At 75.3% G+C, this 20591-nt stretch carries 20 protein-coding genes; 13 read left to right on the forward strand and 7 right to left on the reverse strand.

Annotated elements, in window-relative coordinates; all coding sequences use genetic code 11:
- Nucleotide 1: 1 nt before the first annotated feature.
- Nucleotides 2–364, reverse strand: coding sequence for a hypothetical protein (locus AB1207_RS19270; protein ID WP_367640028.1), 363 nt, complete (start codon nucleotides 362–364; stop codon nucleotides 2–4).
- A 31-nt stretch (nucleotides 365–395) separates the two neighbouring features.
- Nucleotides 396–1277, reverse strand: a complete 882-nt coding sequence (locus tag AB1207_RS19275) for a DNA/RNA non-specific endonuclease (protein ID WP_367640029.1) — start codon at nucleotides 1275–1277, stop codon at nucleotides 396–398.
- 153 nt (nucleotides 1278–1430) lie between these two features.
- On the opposite strand from AB1207_RS19275, the gene AB1207_RS19280 reads away from it, so the two are divergent.
- The gene (locus tag AB1207_RS19280) at nucleotides 1431–2069 is read left to right on the forward strand and encodes a hypothetical protein (RefSeq protein WP_367640030.1); all 639 of its coding nucleotides are present in this window, start codon (nucleotides 1431–1433) and stop codon (nucleotides 2067–2069) included.
- Here the strand turns inward: AB1207_RS19280 and AB1207_RS19285 are convergent.
- Nucleotides 2047–2709, reverse strand: coding sequence for a PadR family transcriptional regulator (locus tag AB1207_RS19285; protein ID WP_367640031.1), 663 nt, complete (start codon nucleotides 2707–2709; stop codon nucleotides 2047–2049). The two genes, AB1207_RS19280 and AB1207_RS19285, sit on opposite strands and share 23 nt — an antisense overlap.
- 165 nt (nucleotides 2710–2874) lie before the next feature.
- On the opposite strand from AB1207_RS19285, the gene AB1207_RS19290 reads away from it, so the two are divergent.
- Nucleotides 2875–4527, forward strand: coding sequence for an acyltransferase (locus AB1207_RS19290; RefSeq protein ID WP_367640032.1), 1653 nt, complete (start codon nucleotides 2875–2877; stop codon nucleotides 4525–4527).
- 16 nt (nucleotides 4528–4543) lie between these two features.
- Here AB1207_RS19290 and AB1207_RS19295 read toward each other — a convergent pair whose 3' ends face one another.
- Both AB1207_RS19295 and AB1207_RS19300 read right to left on the reverse strand, forming a co-directional pair.
- Nucleotides 4544–6148 (reverse strand): N-acyl-D-amino-acid deacylase family protein, encoded by a 1605-nt coding sequence (locus AB1207_RS19295; RefSeq protein ID WP_367640033.1) that lies wholly within the window; start codon nucleotides 6146–6148, stop codon nucleotides 4544–4546.
- A complete protein-coding gene (locus tag AB1207_RS19300; protein WP_367640034.1) occupies nucleotides 6145–7428 on the reverse strand; it encodes a type III PLP-dependent enzyme domain-containing protein in 1284 nt (427 codons plus the stop codon). The genes AB1207_RS19295 and AB1207_RS19300 overlap by 4 nt, the downstream gene beginning before the upstream one ends.
- A 63-nt stretch (nucleotides 7429–7491) precedes the next feature.
- Between AB1207_RS19300 and AB1207_RS19305 the strand changes: the two genes are divergently transcribed.
- Genes AB1207_RS19305 through AB1207_RS19315 form a run of 3 tightly spaced genes read left to right on the forward strand, consistent with a single transcriptional unit; the run spans nucleotide 7492 to nucleotide 9628 of the window.
- Nucleotides 7492–8439, forward strand: a complete 948-nt coding sequence (locus AB1207_RS19305; RefSeq protein WP_367640035.1) for a sugar kinase — start codon at nucleotides 7492–7494, stop codon at nucleotides 8437–8439.
- Nucleotides 8436–9224: an IclR family transcriptional regulator gene (locus AB1207_RS19310; RefSeq protein WP_367640036.1), complete on the forward strand. Its 789-nt coding sequence runs from the start codon at nucleotides 8436–8438 to the stop codon at nucleotides 9222–9224. The genes AB1207_RS19305 and AB1207_RS19310 overlap by 4 nt, the downstream gene beginning before the upstream one ends.
- Nucleotides 9221–9628, forward strand: coding sequence for a RidA family protein (locus AB1207_RS19315; RefSeq protein ID WP_367640037.1), 408 nt, complete (start codon nucleotides 9221–9223; stop codon nucleotides 9626–9628). The genes AB1207_RS19310 and AB1207_RS19315 overlap by 4 nt, the downstream gene beginning before the upstream one ends.
- 6 nt (nucleotides 9629–9634) lie before the next feature.
- Here the strand turns inward: AB1207_RS19315 and AB1207_RS19320 are convergent, their stop codons facing one another.
- Entirely contained in the window at nucleotides 9635–11035 is a 1401-nt protein-coding gene (locus tag AB1207_RS19320; RefSeq protein ID WP_367640038.1) for a putative bifunctional diguanylate cyclase/phosphodiesterase, read from the reverse strand.
- Between the two features lie 39 nt (nucleotides 11036–11074).
- Nucleotides 11075–11680: a histidine phosphatase family protein gene (locus tag AB1207_RS19325; RefSeq protein WP_367640039.1), complete on the reverse strand. Its 606-nt coding sequence runs from the start codon at nucleotides 11678–11680 to the stop codon at nucleotides 11075–11077.
- Between the two features lie 23 nt (nucleotides 11681–11703).
- Here AB1207_RS19325 and AB1207_RS19330 point away from each other — a divergent pair, with 23 nt between their 5' ends.
- The 8 genes from AB1207_RS19330 (at nucleotide 11704) to AB1207_RS19365 (ending at nucleotide 20589) form a co-directional block, all read left to right on the forward strand.
- Complete coding sequence (locus AB1207_RS19330) at nucleotides 11704–12798, forward strand: substrate-binding domain-containing protein (RefSeq protein WP_367640040.1); 1095 nt, start codon at nucleotides 11704–11706, stop codon at nucleotides 12796–12798.
- A gap of 33 nt (nucleotides 12799–12831) precedes the next feature.
- The gene (locus AB1207_RS19335) at nucleotides 12832–13824 is read left to right on the forward strand and encodes a hydroxyacid dehydrogenase (protein WP_367640041.1); all 993 of its coding nucleotides are present in this window, start codon (nucleotides 12832–12834) and stop codon (nucleotides 13822–13824) included.
- Nucleotides 13825–13834: 10 nt separating this feature from the next.
- Nucleotides 13835–15745 carry a DUF2264 domain-containing protein gene (locus AB1207_RS19340; protein WP_367640042.1) on the forward strand — a complete coding sequence of 637 codons (1911 nt, stop codon included), beginning with the start codon at nucleotides 13835–13837 and terminating at the stop codon, nucleotides 15743–15745.
- A 32-nt stretch (nucleotides 15746–15777) separates the two neighbouring features.
- Nucleotides 15778–16284 carry a beta-class carbonic anhydrase gene (locus AB1207_RS19345; RefSeq protein ID WP_367640122.1) on the forward strand — a complete coding sequence of 169 codons (507 nt, stop codon included), beginning with the start codon at nucleotides 15778–15780 and terminating at the stop codon, nucleotides 16282–16284.
- A gap of 13 nt (nucleotides 16285–16297) precedes the next feature.
- Complete coding sequence (locus AB1207_RS19350; RefSeq protein ID WP_367640043.1) at nucleotides 16298–17053, forward strand: IclR family transcriptional regulator; 756 nt, start codon at nucleotides 16298–16300, stop codon at nucleotides 17051–17053.
- 37 nt (nucleotides 17054–17090) lie between these two features.
- A complete protein-coding gene (gene glpK, locus AB1207_RS19355) occupies nucleotides 17091–18611 on the forward strand; it encodes a glycerol kinase GlpK (RefSeq protein WP_367640044.1) in 1521 nt (506 codons plus the stop codon).
- 86 nt (nucleotides 18612–18697) lie between these two features.
- A complete protein-coding gene (locus AB1207_RS19360) occupies nucleotides 18698–20206 on the forward strand; it encodes an HNH endonuclease signature motif containing protein (RefSeq protein WP_367640045.1) in 1509 nt (502 codons plus the stop codon).
- 92 nt (nucleotides 20207–20298) lie between these two features.
- The gene (locus AB1207_RS19365; RefSeq protein ID WP_367640046.1) at nucleotides 20299–20589 is read left to right on the forward strand and encodes an SAV_915 family protein; all 291 of its coding nucleotides are present in this window, start codon (nucleotides 20299–20301) and stop codon (nucleotides 20587–20589) included.
- The last annotated feature ends 2 nt before the right edge of the window (nucleotides 20590–20591 follow it).

The following is a 20591-nucleotide window of genomic DNA, read 5'->3' on the forward strand; positions in this document are numbered from 1 at the left end:
CTCAAGGGTTCGCGAGCCGGCGGCGCACCAGTTCGGCGAGTTCGACGGACTCGCCGTCGCGCGCGCCGCGGCCGACCTGCAGGGGTGGTTCCGCGGGGTCCAGATGGACCCCGCGGAACCGCGCCCGCACGCTGGGCGCCACGTCCAGCACGTAGTACTCCCCCTGCTCGCCGACCCCGAGGGACCCGTCGGCGCGCAGGTACCACCCCACGACGTCGGTGCGGTACCGCGCCGTCCCGGCCCGCGCGCGCAGGGGCGCCGGCGCCTCACCGCGGTGCCGCAGTTCCGACACCAGGGCGCGCAGCAGCTCCCGGGCGCGCTCCGTCTCGGCCGCCCGCGACCGCTCCCACCACTCCGCCGTCACGGCTCCATGACAGCACCCCCGGCCGGCCGGCTCAGAGCAGCAGGTCGCCCACCCCGGCCAGCGGACGCCACGCCGGCACCGGCTCCCCGACCGCGGCCGGGACCAGGACGGGCAGGCGGTCGGCGGCCACGAGCGGGCCGAGGTCCAGCGCGGTGAGCTCGGCCACGTCCTCGACGGGGACCTGGAACGTGCGGAACCCGCCGAGCTCGGGGACGTCCTGCGCCTCCGGGGTGCCGACGATCTGCTCGACCAGGGGCGTCTGGTCCAGCACGAACCCCGCGCTCGCCAGGACGGGCACCGTCCCGTCCGGGCCGGGCAGCAGGTAGGCCGCGACCTTGTAGAACCGCCGCGGGATGCGCACCCCGCGGTACTCCGGGTCGTCCGCGGCGAACACCGGTCCGGTCACGACCACCAGGCGCTGCCCCCACTGCCGGGCGTGGTCCAGGACGTGGTCCTCCAGCCCCAGCCACAGGTCCACCGCCTGGTTGAAGCGCGAGGCCTGCGGGGCGGCGTTCGTGTACGAGAACGTGTCCGCGTTCGCCCGCGCCGCCTCCGGACCCCAGCCCGGGTCGCGCCGGCGCACGAGGTGGCCGCGGTCGAAGTCGTTGCGGGCGTAGAGCTGCGCCCCCGCCTGCTCGTCTGGTCCGAGGCGCGGGTCGAGGAACCACGCGTCGCCCGACCGCGGCACGTCGACGAGGGCGGCGCCGTCGACGGCGACGACGGTGGCCGCCGCGAGCCGGCGGTCGGGCCGGTGCACGACCGAGAAGTGCGTGTAGGGCAGGACGACGACCTCGGCCCCGTCCCGCGGCACCGGCAGCGGCACGGGCGGCCCCGGGGCGAGGAAGTGCGGGTCGTAGCCCGCGCGGCGCGAGAGGTCGGGGACGGCGTCGGTCCGGCTCACGGAGTGGTCCACGGAGGCCACCCTGCACCCGGCCTCCGACACGGGTCCCGCACGGCGGGTGACGGGCGGGTGACGATCAGGTGTCTCGGCGGTGGTGCACGCCTTGACCGATCTGGTGACCCTGAGTAGACAAGGATTCACAACTTGTCGAGAGGGCGGTCCCACGTGCGCGTGACCCGGGCGGTCGCCCTGCTCCCCGTGCTGCCCGCCGACGTCCCGCTCCTGGAGAACAGCCTCGAGCACCTCATCGAGGCGGCCGACGAGGCGTCCGCGGCGGGCATCGCGACCACGCTGCTGCTCACCACGTCGGCGCCTCCCGCCGCGACGGCACCGGTCCTGGCGAGCTGGGGCCCGCTCGTCGACCTCCTCGACGACGTCGACCTCGAGGTCGAGCACCACCCCGCGCCCGAGGGGGTGGACGACCCGGCGGCGGAGGTCGCCGGGCTCCTGACCCGGGCCGCCGACGGGTTGCGCCGCCGTCTGTCCGACGCGCCGGGCACCGTGGTCCTCACCAGCACCCCGGACGTCGCGGTCGGCCCGGACTGGATCACCGAGCACGTCCGCCACCACCGCGCCGGCGCGACCGCGAGCACCGGTCCGGTGCGTCGCACCGGCGGGCCCGACGCGCCCGAGGGGGACCACCGGCACGACACCGTGGCGAACCTCGCCGTGCGCGCCGACCTGCTGCCCGGCGGCGTCCTCGCCGTCCTGAGCGCCGGGACGGGGGCCGGTCGCCTCGCCCTGGTGCACGCCCTGACCCCCGTCGTGGCCAGTCCCGCCGTCACGATCCCGTCGTCCCCCTGAGGTCCTCGGCGAGGATCGCGAGCAGGTTCCGACGCGCCTCCTCCAGGACGTCACCGGCCCGCCGGACGTCCTCGGGGCGTCCCGTCAGCTCGATCTGCTGGTAGGTCATGACCAGCGCGCCGAGCTGGCGCCGGAACTCGTGCCGCCGTTCGCGGTCGGGTCCGCCGTCCAGGGACTCCCACGGCGGCGGGGTGTCGCCGTACTCCTGCTCCACGTAGCGCCGGCCCTCCTCGGTGAGGGTGAACTGCTTGGCGTCCGCGGGGTCCGCGACGACGAGTCCCTCGTCCTGCAGCTGCTGCAGGATCGGGTACACCGATCCCGGGCTGGGCTTCCAGGCGCCGTCGCTGCGGCGCGCCACCTCGCCGATGATGCGGTAACCGTTGCTGGGCCCTTCGGCCAGCAGCACGAGGACGGCCGCGCGGACGTCACCGCGCTGGCGCCGACCACGACCTCCGCCCCGGCCGCCGAACCCTCCGGGTCCTCCGAACCCCGGACCCCGGTGACCGCCCGGACCGAAACCCGGCAGGTCGAAGGGGAAACCGGGACCGAACCCGCCGAACGGGCCACCGCCCCCGGGGTGGTGCCGTCGCGCCTGCTCGAACTGCCCGCCGCGCGGGCCGCTGAACCGTGTGCCTCTCATGGCTGTACCTCCGTGTCGAGCGAGGCTGAGTGCCTCGCGATGCCTCAACGATATATCGGAATGGGTCGCTTGAGAAGAGGACCGTCTTCCGAGGCCCTCCCGCGCCCGCACAGCCGGTGCTAGGTTTCCGGCAAGCGCTTACCCACTCCGACGACGGAGGTCCGGATGCCTGGTGGTCCCATCCCCACGACGCGCGGAGCGCACGGGTTCGACGTCGAACCGTGGCGCTTCCGGCACGAGGCGGACGCGGAGGAACGGCAGGCGCAGGCCGCGTTCGCAGAGCAGCACGCCTGGCGCCTCGGGACGGACGCCTTCGTCAGCCCGCTCGCCGCGGTCGAGACCGAGGACCTCGCGCTCGGCGACCGCAGCTACGTCGCCGCGCACGCGTACGTCAGCGGGTCCGTCCACCTCGGGGCCGACAGCACGGTGAACTACGGCGCCGTCGTCCGCGGCACCGTCCAGGGCGGGAACGGGGTGCGCATCGGGGCCCACACGTCACTGCTGGCGTTCAACCACGGGATGGAACCAGGCACGGAGGTGTTCCGGCAACCGCTCACCTCCCGCGGGATCACCGTCGGCGACGACGTGTGGATCGGTTCCCACGTCGTGGTCCTGGACGGGGTGAGCGTGGGCGACCACGCCGTCCTGGCCGCCGGTGCGGTCGTGACGAAGGACGTCCCCGCCGGGGCCGTGGTCGGGGGCAACCCCGCCCGGCGGATCCGCTGGCGGGTCCCCCCTGCCGGACACGCCTCCGACGACCTCGCCGACGCGCTCGCGCGGTTCGAACGGCGCGCCCGGGAGCAGGCGGCCGACGTCCTCTCCCGCAGCTGGGACCCCGGGTTGCCCGGCGGGCAGTTCGTCGACCGGCCCGGCGCCGGCCCCACCGTCCGTGCGCAGTGCGACGCCCTCGAGGTCGCGGCCCTCCTCTCCGACGGCGCCCCCGGCCCGTTGCCGCTCGACGAGCACCTCGACCGGCTGCAGTCGTTGCAGGACAGCGGGAACGGTCTGGTCCGACGGTTCGACGCGACGGGCTCCCCCGTTCCCGGGACCCCCGACCCGGACGACGGCGACGTCCTGTACCACGTGCTCTGCGTGGGGTACGCGCTCGACCTGCACGGCCGCAGGTTCCGCCACCCCGTGCACCAGGTGGCCCGCACGACGCCCGCGGAGCTCGTCACGGCCCTCGACGGCCTGCCCTGGACGACGCGCGCCTGGGGCGCGGGGGCGTGGGTCGACGCGTTCGGGACGGCGCTGCGCTGGAACCTCGACCTCGGGGAACCCGGACAGCCCGGGACCACGGCGGCGTTGTTCGGCTGGCTGACGCTGGAGTGCGACCCCCGTACCGGCGTGTGGGGAACGCCTCCGGCGGGCGAGGGCGCCCTGCAGACGGTGAACGGGTTCTACCGCGCCTCCCGCGGGACCTTCGCGCAGTTCGACGTCCCGCTCCCCCACCCCGACCGCCTCGTCGACACCGTCCTGGCCCACCTGCGCGACCAGCGGTTCTTCGCCGCCGACCGGCGCAACGCCTGCAACGTCCTCGACGTCGCCCACCCGTTGTGGCTGGCCGGGAAGCAGACCGCGCACCGCCGCGAGGAGGTGGTCACCGCCGCGCGCGCTCTGCTCACCGACGCGCTGCGGACGTGGCAGGACGGCCGGGGTTTCTCCTTCGCCGTCGGTCGCGACCCGGGCCTGCAGGGCACGGAGATGTGGCTGGCCATCGTGTGGCTGCTCGCCGACCTCTGCGGCGTCGGCGACGTGCTGGGGTTCCGGCCGCGGGGTGTCCACCGGCCGGAACCGGCGCTGACCCTGCACCCCTGACCGGCTCCCGCCACACCTACGAGGCGACGGCGGCAACGCTCGTCGGGTGCCGCAGCGCCCGTCCGGGAACCGCCCCGGTCCGGACGCCGTCGGCGACGACCGGAACTCCTCCGACGACCACGTGCGGGATCCCGACCGCCTGCCGCCGAGGCTCCTCGAAGGTCGCTCCGGCCGCGACGGTGGCGGGGTCGAACAGGACGAGGTCGGCGACGGCTCCGGGCCGCAGCACCCCGCGGTCGGTGAGTCCCAGCCGGCGGGCCGGGCGGGAGGTCAGGTGCGCCACGCACTCCTCCAGGCCGAGGACCCCCTCCTCACGCACGTAGTGGCCGAGGTAGTGCGGGAACGTCCCCCAGGCCCTCGGGTGCGGTCGCGCGCCCACGAGCAGCCCGTCGCTGCCGCCGCAGTGCTGCGGGTGCTGCATGATCGCGCGCACGTTCTCCTCGTGCCCCACGTGCTGCAGGATGGTCGTCCCCAGGCGGTCGCGGCGCAGCACGTCGACGAAGACGTCGAACGGGTCGGCCCCGCGGACGACGGCGACGTCCGCGACGGTGGAACCGACGAGACCGGACAGCTCGGGGTTCCGGACCCCGGAGACCTGCAGCGTCCCCCACTCCGCGACGACCCCGTGGCAGCCGTCGGAACCCTCGACCTCGAGCGCGTACCGGATGCGCCGCAACGCCTCCGGGTCCTCGAGCCGGGCCAGCACCGCGGCGGGTCCCCCGGTCGACGCCCAGCTCGGCAGCACGGCGGCGAGGGTCGTCGACCCGGGCAGGTAGGGGTAGGTGTCGAGGGTGACGTCCACCCCGTCGGCGAGCGCCGCGTCGACGAGCGCGAGGAACTCCCCGGCCCGGCCGGCGTTGACGGCGAAGTTCATCGTCGCGTGCGTCAGGTGCAGGGCCACCCCGGACCGTCGGGCGACCTCGACGACCTCCGCGTAGGCCTCCAGCGCACCCCGGCCGTAGGACCGCTGGTGGGGTGCGTAGAAACCCCTCGCCCGCGCCACGACCTCGCACAGGGCGACGAGTTCGGCGGTGTCGGCGAACATCCCGGGGACGTAGGTCAACCCGCTGGACATCCCGAAGGCCCCGTCGGCCATCCCGGCCGCCACGAGGTCCTGCATGCGGACGAGTTCGGCGGCGGTGGCGGCCCGGTCCTCCGTGCCCACGACGACCGTGCGGACGGTCCCCTGCGGCACCAGGTAGGCGACGTTGACGGCGGCGCCGCGGTCCACCCGGTCCAGGTACTCCCCGACGGTGCGCCAGTCCCACGCGAGGTCGGGCACACCGTTCCAGCCGGCGAGCTGTTCGCGCAGCACGTCCAGCGCGTCGTCGTCGACGGGGGCGTAGCTCAGTCCGTCCTGCCCCACCACCTCGGTCGTGACGCCCTGGGTCGTCTTGGCCAGGTGCTCGGGGTCGGTGAGGACGGCGAGGTCGGAGTGCGCATGCAGGTCGATGAACCCCGGGGCGAGGACGAGACCTGTCGCGTCGAGGACGCGCGCCCCAGCGGTGGTCCCCACGTCACCGAGTTCGGCGATCCGGCCGTCCACGACGAGCGCGTCCCCCCGCCTCGCGGGCGCCCCCGTGCCGTCGACCAGTGTGGCGCCGCGGACGAGGAGGTTCACCCGAACACCGTGCGCACCCAGTCGACGAGGACCGGTTGCGGGGCGAGGGCGTCGTCGACCACGGGCAGCAGCCCCCACTTGTCGAAGGCCGTGCAGGGGTGGGAGATCCCCAGCCGCAGCACGTCCCCGACCCGCAGGTCGACGTCGGCGGGGAACCGGACGAAGGCGTGCTGGTCGTTCATCGCGCTGACCGCGTACCCGGCGAGGTCCTCGGTGTCGCCGTCACCTCCGCGGCGCACGGCCTGGACGACGGGCAGTCCCTCGTCGAAGGGCAGGTCGCGCTTGCCGGCGTCGGCGAGCGCCAGGCCGGGTTCGGGCCGCGAGACGACGCGAACCCACCCGTGCAGCGCGGACCGCAGGCGCCCGGACCGCACGCGGTTCACGGGGGTGACCTCGCGGTAGAACCCGTCGTCGTGGCCGACGTAGGCCCCCGACCGCAGGACGACGCGGACACCCGCGGCCGGGTCGTGCAGCCGGGCGAGGCGTTCGACGACGACGTCGTAGTAGGCGCTGCCGCCCGCGGACACCACGAGGCCGCCCGGGACGTCCGCGGGGTACACGTCCTCCTCGGTGAGCCGCCCGTGCAGCGCGGCGAGGTCGTCGACCCAGGCCCGGACGGTCGCCAGGCTCGCGTCGGAGGCGTCGTGGGCGAAGGCGCCCTCGTACCCGGCGACGCCGGCCAGGCGGAGCCCGGGGGTCTCGCGCACGGCGCGCGCGACGGCGACGGCGGCGTCGAGGGACCGGGCCCCCGTGCGCCCGCCGGTGCCACCGAGCTCGACCAGGACGTCGAGGGGCTGGGCGGCGTCCCGGACGTGGGGGGCCATCCGCTCGACGACGTCGACGCCGTCGGCCCAGACGAGCACGCGGCCGGACCGGGGTGCGGACAACCACCGCAGCACGGCGGGGTCCAGGACGGGGTAGGCGGCCTGCACCCAGTCGACGCCCTCGCGCAGGGCGACGGACAACTGCCAGGGCGTCGCGACCGTGAGACCGATGGCGCCGGCCGCCAACTGCTCGCGCCACAGGGAGGGCGCCATCGTCGTCTTGCCGTGCGGCGCGAGGTCCACGCCCACTTCGGCCGTCCAGCGCGCGAGCGTCGCGACGTTGTCGGCGAGCGCCCCGGCGTCGAGGGTCAGGAGCGGGGTGGGCAGGTCCTGCAACCGGGGACGGCGTGCGGCGAAGGCCGCGGCGTCCTCGCCCCAGGCCGTGACGGGGACGGCTTTGAACCGGGGGTCGAGGGGTCCGAGGTGGTGCGCGTCGTAGGCCACGGAACTCTCCACGAGTCGTTGCACTGCGCGCAACGGCCGTTGCGCGCGATCGTCACGCCGTTCTAGCATCGGCCCGTGCCGAGGTCAAAGGTCCCGTCCCCGGGTGCGGTCGTGTGCGTCGGTGAGGCGCTCGTGGTGCTCACCCCGACGCAGGACGTCCCCCTCGCCGACGCCGAGACCTTCACCCGCACCGTCGGCGGCGCGGAACTCAACGTCGCCCTGACCCTCGGCCGGCTCGGCGTCGACGTGGCCTGGGTCTCCCGCCTCGGTGACGACGGGTTCGCCGACCACGTGCGGGCGCTGGCCACCGACGCCGGGATCGACGTCAGCGCCGTCGCCACCGACCCCGTCCGCCCCACGGGGCTGTACGTGAAGGCTCCCGGGACGGCCGCGGACGGGTCGCGGCGATCGCGCATGCACTACTACCGCAGCGGGTCGGCCGCCTCCGCCCTCTCCCCCGCCGACCTGGACGACCCGGCCGTGGCCGCCGTCCTGGACCGCGCCGCCGTCGTGCACGTCAGCGGCATCACCACCGGGTTGTCGGACTCCGCGGCGCAGTTCTGCGCCGCGCTGGCGACCCGGGTGCACGCCGCGGGGACGACGCTGTCGGTCGACCTGAACCACCGCCCGGTGCTGTGGCGCGACCGCGACGACACCCCGCTGCGGGACCTGGCGGCCGCGGCCGACGAACTCCTGCTCGGCGCCGACGAGGCGCGCGCGGTGTTCGGCACCGACGACCCCGCCCGGCTGCGGGAACTGTTCCCCCGTGCCCGGCGGGTCCTGCTCAAGCAGGAGGAGCACGGCGTCCTGGTCCTCGAACCGGGCGCCCCCGACCGGCACGTCCCCGCGCTGAGCGTCGAGGTCGTCGAACCCGTCGGTGCCGGCGACGCGTTCGCCGCGGGGTACCTCGCCGCCCGGCAGCGGGACCTCGCCGTCGACGACGCCGTCGTCTTCGGGCACCGCTGCGCCGCAGCGGCTCTCGTCGTGCGCGCCGACCGCCCGCTGGACGTGCCGTCGCTGTGAGCCAGAGCCTCCTGCGGGCCCTGCAGCTCCTCGACCTCGTCGCCACCGGCACCGGCTCGCTCGGCGGCCTGGCCGAGGCGACGGGGGCCCACAAGAGCACCGTGCTGCGCCTGCTGCGCGACCTGGAGGACACCGGTCTCGTCCACCGCGGCCCCGACCACCGGTACGTCCTGGGGGCGCACCTGTACCGCCTGGCCGACCTCGCGCTGGAGCACGTCGACGTCCTGCGCACCGCGGCGCCGCGGCTGCGGGCGCTGCGCGACGAGGTCGGGCAGACCGTCCACGTCGCCGTCCTCGACGGGCACGGCGCGCGCGCCCGGGCGACCTACGTCGACAAGCTGGAACCGCGCGACGCCCCCGTGCGGATGGCCTCGCGCATCGGGTCCGAGGCCCTCCTGCACTGCACGGCCGTCGGCAAGGTCCTGCTCGCCGGCCTGTCCCCCGCCGACCGCGCCGAGGTCGTCGCCGCGTTGGACCTGGCCCGCCGCACGGGGCGCACCATCGTCGACCCGGCACTGTTCCTCGCCGAACTCCAGGACGTGGCCGACCGCGGCTGGGCGCAGGACCACGCCGAGAACGAGACGTTCGTGAACTGCGTCGCCGCCCCGGTCACCGGGCCGCGCGGCGAGGTCCTGGCCGCGGTGTCGCTGTCGGTGCCCGACGTCCTGCTGCCGCACGAGGCCGTCCTGGACCTCGTGCCCCCGCTGTTGTCCGCGACCGCGGACATCGCCCGCGACTGCGGGTTCCGTCCCCCACCGCAAACCTCCGGAGGAGTTCCGCTGTGAGCCACCCCAAGACCGCCGTCTCCACGACCGACGCGCCCGCCCCCGCGCACACGTTCTCCCAGGGCGTCCGCAAGGGCCCGCTGCTGCAGGTCTCCGGTCAGGGTCCCGTCGACCCCGCGACCGGGGAGTACCTGCACCCCGGTGACGTGAAGGCGCAGACCCTGCGGACCCTGCGCAACGTCGAGGCCGTCCTGCGCGCCGGCGGAGCGACCCTCGAGGACGTCGTGATGCTGCGCGTCTACCTGACGACCCGGGACGACTTCGCCGCGATGAACGAGGCCTACGGCGAGTTCGTGGGGCGGAACTGCCCCTCGGGTGTCCTGCCCGCGCGCACCACCGTCATGACGGGTCTGCCGCGCGAGGAGATGCTCGTCGAGATCGACGCGCTCGCCGTCCTGGACTGAGGGGTCTCAGCCCAGTTCGACGACCTGCCCGGCCATGCCCTCGGCGCGGGCCCACGCCATCGCCTGCTCCGCGGGCAGCGGCCGGGCGAAGAAGAAACCCTGCAGCTCGTCGCACCCCAACGCGCACAACCGGTCCGCCGCGGCGACGGTCTCCACGCCCTCGGCGACGACGGCCAGGCCCAGCTTGTGCGCCAGCGCGATGACGGAGGAGACGATCACGTCGTCCTCGGGGTGGGCGACGAGTTCGCTGACGAACTGGCGGTCGATCTTGAGCTCGTGGACGGCCAGCCCACGCAGGTGCACCAGGCTGGTCGACCCGGCGCCGAAGTCGTCGACGGCGACCCGGACCCCGCGTTCGCGCAACCGGGCGACGGTGGCGCGCGCGCCGACGGGGTCGTGGATGATCGCCGTCTCGGTGATCTCCAGGACGAGGTCGGCGGGCCTCCACCGGGTGAGGGCGAGCGCCTCCTCGACGATGCCGAGCAGGCCGGTGTCGAGGCTGACGGCGGAGATGTTCACGGCCATCGAGGTCTGCAGGCCCTGCGCCCGCCACGTCGCGGCCTGCCGCAGCGCGGTGATGAGGACCCAGCGGGTCAGGGCGTGGATGAGGTGGGTGCGTTCGACGAACGGCAGGAAGTCGGCGGGCAGCAGCAGTCCCCGCACGGGGTGGTCCCAGCGGACGAGGGCCTCGAAACCCAGCAACCGACCGCCGTCCCCGGACACCTTGGGCTGGTAGTGCAGGACCAGCTGGTCCTCGTCCATGGCGCCGCGCAGCTGCCCGAGCAGTTCCAGGGCGCCCGTGGAGTGGGGGTCGCTGGCGGCGTCGTAGCGCAGCACCCCGACGCGGGAGCGCTTGGCCGCGTACATCGCGATGTCCGCGCGTTGCAGGAGTTCCCCCAGCGAGCGCCCGTCGGGGCCGGAGACCGCGACGCCGATGCTGCCCTGCAGGTCGATGGGGACGACGCCGGCGTGCAGTCCGCCGACCGAGAGCGCCGCGAGCAGCCGCTTGGCGAGGACCTCCAGCTCGGCGTCCTGGGGGTCGGGCACGAGGACGGCGAACTCGTCCCCGCCCAGGCGCGTGATCGTGCCCCGGTCGGCGAGGGTGGCGGACAGGACCTGCGCGACCTGGACGAGGACCTCGTCCCCCGCCGCGTGCCCCAGGGTGTCGTTGACGTCCTTGAACCCGTCGAGGTCGAGCAGCAGCAGGCCGAGCCGGCCCTCGCGCGCCAGCAGGGGTTCGGCGGTCTCGTGCAGGGCCCGGCGGTTGCCCAGGCCGGTGAGCGGGTCGGTGCGCGCGAGGTCGGCGCGGACGCGGTCGCGCTGGCGCACGAGGACCGTCAGGGCCACCGCGGACACCACCGAGACCAGGACGGCGACGACCCAGGCGGCGGCGGAGGCGGGACTCACGCCCGCCCATCGGCAGCTCCCGCCGCGACTTGAGCGGTCTCAGCCGATCGGGGGAACGCTCCAGCGCTCGAGCACGGGCCGGCCGTGCTCGTGGCCCAGCTGGCCCCACGTGCCGGCCTCGAGCGCGAAGAGGGCGCCGGCCGTCGGTGACAGGCCCAGCCAGGTGGCCAGGAGGATCCGCAGGAAGTGCCCGTGCGCGACGAGGACGACGTCACGCCCCTCGGGCCCGACGAGGGCCTCGGCCCGTCGCAGCGCGCTGCGGGCGCGGACGGCGACCTGGTGGACGGTCTCCCCCGGCGTGTCCCCGGGCAGGACGCCGTCGTGCCAGACGGAGAACGGCCGGCCGAGCTCGGCGGAGATCTCGTCCGTCGTCCGCCCCTCGTAGGCGCCGTAGTCCCACTCCACGAGGTCGTCGTCGACCTGCAGACCGCCCGGGGCGGTGCCGAGGCCGGCGAGCTCGGCGGTGCGCCGGGCCCGCTGCCGGGGGCTGACCAGCACCGCGGCGACGTCGCGGCCGGCGAACACCGGGGCGAGGCGGCGGGCCTGGTCCTCCCCTGCCTGCGTGAGGGGCACGTCCGTGCTGCCGGTGTGCTGACCGGACAGGCTCCAGGCGGTCTGACCGTGGCGGACGAGGAGGATCGACACTCCGGGAGGCTAGCGTTCGGCCGGTGACGGACGCGACGGCAGGCCCCGCGGACGGCCCGGCGGCGCGGCGCGAACGGATCGCGGCGCTCGTCGCGGCCCGCGGCACGGCCCGGGTGGCCGACCTCGCGGTCGAACTCGGAGCGGCCGCCGTCACGGTGCGCCGGGACGTCGAGGCGCTGGCGGCGGCGGGGCGGCTGCACCGGCGGCACGGGGTCGTCAGCGCGGCCCGGCGGGACGCCCCGGCCCTGGGGCGCGTCGTCGCGATCGGCGAGCCCAACGGCTACCTCGGGGTCATCCTGCGCGGGGCCGACGCGGCCGTCGCCGCGCACGGCGGCCGCTACGTCCTGGAGGTCGCCCGGGACCAGGCCGCGGCCGCGGCGGCGGTGCGGCGGGCCCTGCGGACCCCGGACCTCGCCGGCGTCCTCTACGCCCCGCGCTGGCGCTCGGTCGAGGAGGTGGCCACGGACCCGGTGGCCGGGATCTGCCCGCCGGAGGTCCCGCTCGTCGTCGTGGAGCGGTTCGCCCCGCGGGGATCGGCTCTGGCGCAACGGGACGCGGTGCGCAGCGACCACGCGACGGGCGTCCACCTGGCGCTGTCGCACCTGCGGGCGCACGGACACCGGCGGATCGTGCTGTTCTGCCGGGACGACTCCCCCTCGGCGCGGACCGTGCGCGGGTGCTTCCGGGACGCGCTGCGCTCCCTCGGTCTGCCCGTGCTGTCCGAGCCGCTGCTGAGCAGCGACGGCGCCGACGCGACCCACGGCGCGCAGGCGCCCGACCCCGCCGAGGCCGTCCGCCGGTTGAAGGCGACGGCCCTGCTCGTGCACTCCGACACCGACGCGCTGTCCCTGGTCCCCCGCCTCGCGGGCGCGGGGCTGCGGGTGCCGGACGACGTGAGCGTCGTGGCCTACGACGACGTCGTGGCCGGCCTCGGCGACGTGCGGCTGACGGCCGTCGCCCCGCCGAAGCGGGAGGTGGGCCGGGCCGCGGTGGACCTGCTCGCGTGGCGGCGCGCGGCTCCGGACGCCCCGTGCCGGCACCTCGAGATCGCCCCGCACCTCGTCGAACGCCACAGCGTCCGCTCGATCGAACGATCGCGGGCGATCGTTCGATCTTGACGCCCCCGCCGGGCCGCCGGAACAGTCCGGCGCATGATGCGCGCCGCGCTGGCGATGAGCCCGCCCACCTACGACCGGGTCGTCGACGGTCCGTTCCTGGACCGGCTGGGCCGGTGCGTGGACCTGTCCCCCGGCGTCCTGACGGAGTTCTCCACCCCCGCCGCGCGGGCCGTGCTCGCCGAGGTGGACGTCCTGGTCACCGGGTGGGGGTGCCCCGTCCTGGACCCCGCCGCGGTCGGGTCCGCGCCCCGGTTGCGGGCCGTCGTGCACGCCGCGGGGTCGGTGCGCGCGCACGTCACCCCGGCCGTGTGGGAACGCGGGATCGTCGTGTCCTCCGCGGCCGCGCAGAACGCCGTGCCGGTCGCGGAGTTCACGCTGGCCGTCGTGCTGCTGGCGGGCAAGGACGTGCTGGCCGCCGCCCGCGGGTTCCACACCCGACGGTCGCGACCGGCCCCCTTGCCCGAGGGCCGGGGGAACTTCGGGGCCACCGTGGGCATCCTGTCGGCCTCCCTCGTGGGCCGCCGCGTGCTGGAACTGCTGCGCCCCTTCGACCTCGAGGTGCTCGTGCACGACCCCTACGTGCCGGACGCCGAACTGCGCGCCCTCGGCGCCGAACCCGTGGGCCTGCTCGACCTCGCCGAGCGCAGCGACGTGTTCAGCGTGCACACCCCGCTGCTGCCCGAGACGCGCGGCCTCGTCGACGCCCGCGTCCTCGCCGCGCTGCCCGACGGGGCGACCCTCGTGAACACCGCGCGCGGGGCCGTCGTCGACGCCGCGGCGCTGGAGGGCGAACTCCTGTCCGGCCGCCTCACCGCCGTCCTCGACGTCACCGACCCCGAACCCCTGCCGGCGCACTCCCCCCTGTGGGACCTGCCGAACGTCCTGCTGACCCCGCACGTCGCCGGGTCGCAGGGCAACGAGTTGCGGCGGTTGACGTCCGCCGCGGCCGCCGAGGTCGAACGGCTGGCCGCCGGACTCCCGTTGCTGCACCCCGTGGCCCACCCGGCCCTGTCCCGCACCGCCTGAGGGGAACCCCGTGCCGCTGCTGTCCCAGGTCCCCGAGGACCGGGTCCTCTCCCCCGTCACGGGCTGGACCCGGGCGCACTGGCTGGCCACGGCCGACGACCTGCTGCTGGCGGTCAGGCCCTGGGCCACCCCGGGCTTCGGCCGGATCGACCTGCCCGGTGAACCCGCGCGGGCCGGCTGGACGTCCGACGGGCTGGAGGGTTTCGCCCGCACGTTCCTCGTCGCAGCGTTCCGCGTCGCCGGCACGGGCGGCGACGACCCGCACGGGCACCTCGCGCACTACCGCCGCGGACTGCTCGCGGGAACCCGCACCCCGGGTGCGGACGACGCCGAGTCCTGGCCCCCCGTCCGGTCGGTCCACGACGGCGGCCAGCCCATGGTGGAGTCCGCCTCGATCGCCCTCGCGCTCGACCTCACGCGGGAGTGGTTGTGGGACGGGCTGTCCGGCCGCGAGCAGGACCAGGTCGAGGCCTGGTTGCGTGGCAGCCTGCGCCACGAACCCGCGCCCAACAACTGGTACCTGTTCCCCCTCGCCGTGGCGTCGTTCCTCACCGGCGCCGACCGCGGCGACGCCGAGACGGAGCACGCGGTCGACCGCGGGCTGGAACTCCTCGAGGGCTGGTACCGGGGCGAGGGCTGGTACTCCGACGGCGACGGCCGGATGTTCGACCACTACGTCGGCTGGGCGATGCACCTGTACCCCGTGCTGCACGCGCACCTGCGGGCGGACACCGTTCTGGCCCGACGGGTCGGCGGCCGGTTGCGCGAGTTCCTCGAGGTGTTCGCCCGCACGTTCGACGCGAACGGCGCGCCGCTGCACCAGGGCCGCTCCCTCACCTACCGGTTCGCCGCGGCCGGTTCCGTCGCCGCCGGCGCCGTCACGGGGGCGACGCCGTGGTCCCCCGGGGTCAGCCGGTCGCTGCTGTCAGGGGCCGTGCGGCACTTCCTGGACCGCGGCGCGACCCGCGACGGGGTGTTCGTCCGCGGGTGGTACGGCCCGCACGCCGCGACGGTGCAGCCGTACTCCGGGCCGGGGTCGCCGTACTGGCTGTCGAAGGCGTTCCTCGCGCTGCTGGCGCCCGCCGACCACCCGCTGTGGACGGCCGTGGAGGAACCCGTCCCGGCCGCCGGGCCCGCGCGCACGACCCCCGTCGCCCCGGCGGGCTGGCTGGTGCAGAACACCCCCGACGGTCTGGTCCGCGTGCACAACCACGGGTCCGACCACTCCCGGCCCGGGCAGCCGACGGCCGTCGATCCGCTCTACGCCCGCCTGGCCTACTCGACCCGCACCGGGCCGACGTCGGCCGCGAACGTCGCCGACAACACCGTCGCGGTGCACCGCCCGGACGGGCGGGGCGGACTGCGGGACGGCGTGCGGGCAGGGTTCGAGCCGGCCGGGACCGGACCGGGGTGGGCGGCCAGCCGGCACCGGCCGGTCTTCCCCGGCGGGCACCTGCCGCAGGCGCAGGTGCTGACCGTCGTGGCGGCACGCGGGGCGTGGGAGGTGCGCGTCTTCGCGTGGGAGGCGGTCCCCGCCGGCACCGCGGTCAGCGCCACCGGCTGGGCCCTCGCGGCCGGCCGGCCCGAGGAGCTCACGACGGACCTCGCCGGGACGGGGGTCGGGCTGTCGACGGCGGACCTGCACAGCCGCTTCGCGGCGGTCGCGGGGTTCGACGTCGCCGACGTCGTGCGGGCTCCCGCCGGCACGGCCTACGGCGCCTGGGCGCTCGTTCCCCGGCTGCGGGGCGTCGCGGGTCCCTCGCCCGCGGTCGTGCTGGCCGCCCTGACCGCGGCCGACCCCGGCGCGGCACCCGACGTGCGGGTCGCCGCGCGGGACGTCGCCGTCGTCTTCGCCGACGGTGCCCGGTGCCGGATCACCCTGCCGCCCAGCCCGGGAGACGCCCCGGCGGTGGAGTGGTAAGAACTGTCGCCGTGGATCCCTTCAGCGACGTGATGACCGCCAACGCCGAGTACGCCAAGACCTTCGTCGACGACGGACGCCCCGGGGTCGCCGGGGTCGGGCTCGCCGTCATCACCTGCATGGACTCGCGCATCTCCCCGCTGGAGATGCTGGGCCTGGCCAAGGGCGACGCGAAGATCCTGCGCAACGCCGGCGCCCGCGTCACCGACGACACCCTGCGCACCCTCGTCCTGGCCCACTACCTGCTCGGGGTCGAGCGCGTGCTCCTCCTCGCGCACACCGACTGCGGGATGACGAAGAACACCGACCCCGACGTGCACGCGAAGGTGCTCGCCCAGGGCGTGGACTCGCGCAGCATCGACTTCCGCACCATCGCCGACCAGCGCGCCACCCTCGTCCACGACGTCCAGCGCATCCGGTCCTGGCCGTTCCTGCCGCCGACGATGCCCGTGGCCGGCGGGATCTACGACGTGCGCAGCGGCGCCATCGAGATGGTCGTGCCGTCCGACGCGACGGCGGAGGACCTGCCCCGGGCCTGAGGGGCGGAACCCCGTGCCCGGCCCCATCCAGTCCGTCGAGCGCGCCGTGGCCGTGCTGCGCCTGCTCGCCGGGGCCGGGCAGGGGCTCGGGATCGTCGACATCGCGAACGCCCTGGGCCTGGCCAAGACGACGGCGCACGGCATCGTGCGCACGCTCGTCGGCGTCGGACTCGTCGTCCAGGACGAGGACGGCGACTACCGCGCCGCACCGGACCTGTCCGACCTCGGCCGACCGCGCATCGACGCCAACGACCTGCGCGCCCGCGCGGTGAACTGGGCCGACTCCCTGGCCAGCCGGACCGGGGAGTCGGTCCTCCTGGCCACGCTGTCCGAGGGGCGCGCCCTGGTCGTGCACCACGTGTTCCGCCCCGACGACAGCGCCCAGCAGTTGCGCACCGGCACGTCGATGCCGGCGCACGCGTGCGCGCTCGGCAAGGTGCTGCTCGCCTCGGCACCCGTGCGCCCCGACCGCCGGCGGCTCATCGCCATGACCGGGCGCACCGTCGTCGACCCGGCCGTCCTGCGGCGCACGCTGGCCGCCGTGCGCGAGCAGGGCTGGGCCCTGGAGGTCGAGGAGGCCCTGCCGGGCGTGGCGGGCATCGCCGCCCCCGTGCGCGACCACGGCGGCATCGTCGTGGGCGCGATCGGGGTCGACGGCGACGTCGACCGGATCGTCGACGCGCGGGGGCGCCCGCGCGCCGGCCTCGTGCCCGCCGTCCGGCAGGCGGCCCGGTCGATCTCCCGCGGCCTCGGCGCGCGGGACCGCTGAACCCCGTGCCCGGCGGGCCGTCGGGCAGGATGACGCCGTGAGCGACCACCGACCCGAGCACCAGGGCTACGTCGTCGCGATCGACCAGGGCACCACGTCGACGCGGTGCATCCTCTTCGACCACGCGGGCCGGCTCGTCGCGGTCGCGCAGCGCGAGCACCGCCAGCACTACCCCCGTCCCGGCTGGGTCGAGCACGACGCTGCCGAGATCTGGCGCAACGTCGCCCGCCTCGTCCCGCAGGCCATGGCGCAGGTCGACGCCGGCCCGGCCGACGTCGTGGCCATCGGCATCACGAACCAGCGCGAGACCGTCGTCGCGTGGGACCGGCGCACGGGCGACCCCGTCGGCCCGGCGGTGGTGTGGCAGGACACCCGCACGGCGGACCTCGTCGAGGAGCTGTCCGCGCAGGGCGGCGCCGACCGGTTCACCGACGTGTGCGGGCTGCCGCTGACGACGTACTTCTCCGGCCCCCGGATCGCGTGGCTGCTGCAGGCGGACGCGGGGTTGCGGCGACGGGCCGAGGCCGGCGACGTGCTGTTCGGCACGATCGACTCCTGGCTCGTCTGGAACCTCACGGGCGGGCCGGACGGCGGGCGGCACGTGACGGACGTGACGAACGCGAGCCGCACGATGCTCATGGACCTCGCGACGCTGGACTACTCCCCCCAGATGCTCGAGGTGTTCGGCGTCCCGCGCCGCAGCCTGCCGGAGATCGTGCCGAGTTCGCAGGTGTACGGCCGCGCCCGCACCGTCGTGCCCGGCGCCGTCATCGGGGCCGCCCTCGGCGACCAGCAGGCCGCGCTGTTCGGCCAGACCTGCTTCTCCCCCGGCGACGCCAAGTGCACGTACGGGACGGGCAGCTTCCTGCTGATGAACACCGGCTCGGAGATCACCCGGTCCTCCCACGGACTGCTGACGACGGTGGCCCACCAGGTCGCGGGAGAACCCCCGGTCTACGCGCTGGAGGGTTCCATCGCGGTGACGGGCGCTCTCGTGCAGTGGTTGCGCGACAACCTCGGCCTCATCTCCACCGCCCCGGAGGTGGAAACCCTGGCCCGCACCGTCCCCGACAACGGCGGCTGCTACTTCGTGCCGGCGTTCTCGGGGTTGTTCGCGCCGCACTGGCGGGCGGAGGCGCGCGGGCTGCTCATCGGGTTGACGGGGTACGTCACGAAGGGCCACATCGCCCGCGCCGCTCTGGAGTCCACGGCCTGGCAGACCCGCGAGGTCGTCGAGGCCATGGACGCCGACTCCGGCCTGCGGCTGAACTCGCTGCGCGTCGACGGCGGCATGACGTCGAACAACCTCCTCATGCAGACGGTCGCCGACGTCCTCGACGCCCCCGTGGTGCGGCCCATGGTGAGCGAGACCGTCTCCCTGGGCGCGGCCTACTCGGCCGGCCTCGCCGTGGGTTTCTGGCCCGACCGCGAGGCGCTGCGCCGCCGCTGGCACCGCGCCGGGCAGTGGACGCCGTCGATGGAACCCGAGCTCCGCGACCGCGGGTGGGAGGACTGGCAGGAGGCCGTCCGGCGGACGTTCGGGTGGATCCGGCACTGACCCTCACCCATCGAGAACTCTTCGGAACCGTTGCGGCACAGTACGTTCGTCTTGTTCGAACGAGTCCTGAGCGGTAGGATCAGGACATGACGGCGACGGTTCAGGAGCACGCGGAACACCCCGCGCACCCTGTGCCGCCGACCCGGTCGTCGCGGTTCCCTCTCGACGCCGACGGGTTCACCGACCTCGACCTCGACGCCCACCTCGCCGCCTTGCGCCGCGCCGCCGACCAAGCCCACGCCCGCGAACTGCTCGGGCTGGCCGACCTCATCACCCAACTCAGCACCCACCCCCACCCCGACCAGGCCGGGGAACTGTCCGACCGCCGCATCCAGATCATGGGCCGCCACCACGGCCACCCCTTCGCGGCCTGGACCCCACTGCAGGCGGCCATCGAACTGGTCGCCCTTCACCACTCCCGCAGCTGCGGCGTCCCCATCGAATCGGCCCTCACCCACGTCTGGACCGCCCACACCGCCGGCACCGCCGAACGCCCCGTCTGGGAAGCCGTCGCCGCAGGTGAAGTCACCGCCCGCCAAGCCCGCACCATCCTGGCCCAGTCCCGCCGCCTCACCGCCCACACCGGAACCCTCACCGCAGACGCCGACGGGGAGGTCACCGAGGGTCCCGCGCTGCTGGAGGGCGAGGCTCTCACCGCGGCCCTGGACCGGTTCCACACCACCGCGCTGACCTGGGCCCGCGAGGGGAAGGTCGGCTCGGCCCTGCACGGCCGCTGCTTCCGGTTGCTGGAACGGATGACCCCGCACCACGAACGCGTCGTCCGCCACACCCGCCACCCCGGACGCGAAGCGGTCCTGACCGACTGCGACGACGGCGCCACCGCCCACCTGTCCCTCGAACTCCCCCTCGGCCTGGGACGGCGGTTGATGACGTTCGCGACCGCCTGCGCCGACGCCACCACCGACCACACCAGAACCCACGGCCTGCACGACACCCGCGACCACGCCACCCGCGTCAACGACGCCCTCGTCGACGTCCTGCGCGACGGCCTCACCCGCTTCACCCCCGCCACCTCCGACGAGCAGCACCAGCAACCGGCCGACGCCGAGCACCCCGTCACCACCGGCCGCACCCACCGCCCCGCGACCAGCGTCCACGTCCTGCTGCGCATCGACGCGACCACCCTGTTCGGCACCGACGAGGACAACGGTGGGGAACTTCCCGAGAACTCGGCCTGGGTGGACGGCCTCGGCCCGGTGTCCATCGAGACGGCGCGTGAATTGGCCGCCGACCCCGACGCGGTCTGGCGCACGGTCGTCACCGCCCCCGGCACCCGCGACGTGATCGACGTCGCCGCCGACGTCTACCGCCCCTCCGCCGCCCTGCGCCGGTTCGTCGTCGCCCGCGACGCCACCTGCCGCGGCCCGGGGTGCGTGCGCCCGGCAGCGGACTGCGACCTGGACCACGTCGTCCCCTGGCCCGAAGGCCCCACCACCGCCGACAACCTCCAAGCCCTGTGCCGGACACACCACCGGTTCAAGACGCAGTTCGTGTGGGAGCACGTCGACGACCGCGCCGCACGGGTCGCGGTGCTGCGCGCTGCCCGCGACGCCGACGACCCACCACCCTTCTAGGGCGTCAGCAGGGCGTCAGCGCTGCCTCGCAGGGTGTCAGGTGTGCGTCAAGGACGTTCCCCGTCCGGCGCCGGCGGCCTAGCGTCGCCGTCATGTCCACCAGCGCCACCAGTTCACCAGCCCGGTTGTTCGTCCCCGTCCGCCGCCACGGCACCGCGGTGGTCCTGCGGACGTTCCTCGACCCCGGCGGGGTGCGGACGGGAGTGGGGTTCACGTCGCGGGACCTGCTGCGCGAGGTGCTCGGGGCGGAGTGCGCGTGCGTGGAACTCGGCGTCGGCGCACTGCGGCTGCTGCTGGAGGCGCGCGGCACCACGGCGCTGACCGTCGACCCGCGGCTCAGCCTCGCCCCCGCCAAGCCCCCGGCGCGTCTCGTGGCGGCCTGACG

Origin of the sequence: Kineococcus endophyticus (assembly GCF_040796495.1) — a bacterium.
In the GTDB taxonomy this organism is placed as follows: Bacteria; Actinomycetota; Actinomycetes; order Actinomycetales; family Kineococcaceae; genus Kineococcus; species Kineococcus endophyticus.

What these genes read in the sequence shown, in the direction of transcription:
- AB1207_RS19285 (WP_367640031.1), bottom strand. Translation starts at nt 2,709, where the DNA reads ATGAGAGGCACACGGTTCAGCGGCCCGCGCGGCGGGCAGTTCGAGCAG.
- AB1207_RS19290 (WP_367640032.1), top strand. Translation starts at nt 2,875, where the DNA reads ATGCCTGGTGGTCCCATCCCCACGACGCGCGGAGCGCACGGGTTCGAC.
- AB1207_RS19335 (WP_367640041.1), top strand. Translation starts at nt 12,832, where the DNA reads ATGATGCGCGCCGCGCTGGCGATGAGCCCGCCCACCTACGACCGGGTC.
- AB1207_RS19345 (WP_367640122.1), top strand. Translation starts at nt 15,778, where the DNA reads ATGACCGCCAACGCCGAGTACGCCAAGACCTTCGTCGACGACGGACGC.
- AB1207_RS19360 (WP_367640045.1), top strand. Translation starts at nt 18,698, where the DNA reads ATGACGGCGACGGTTCAGGAGCACGCGGAACACCCCGCGCACCCTGTG.
- AB1207_RS19365 (WP_367640046.1), top strand. Translation starts at nt 20,299, where the DNA reads ATGTCCACCAGCGCCACCAGTTCACCAGCCCGGTTGTTCGTCCCCGTC.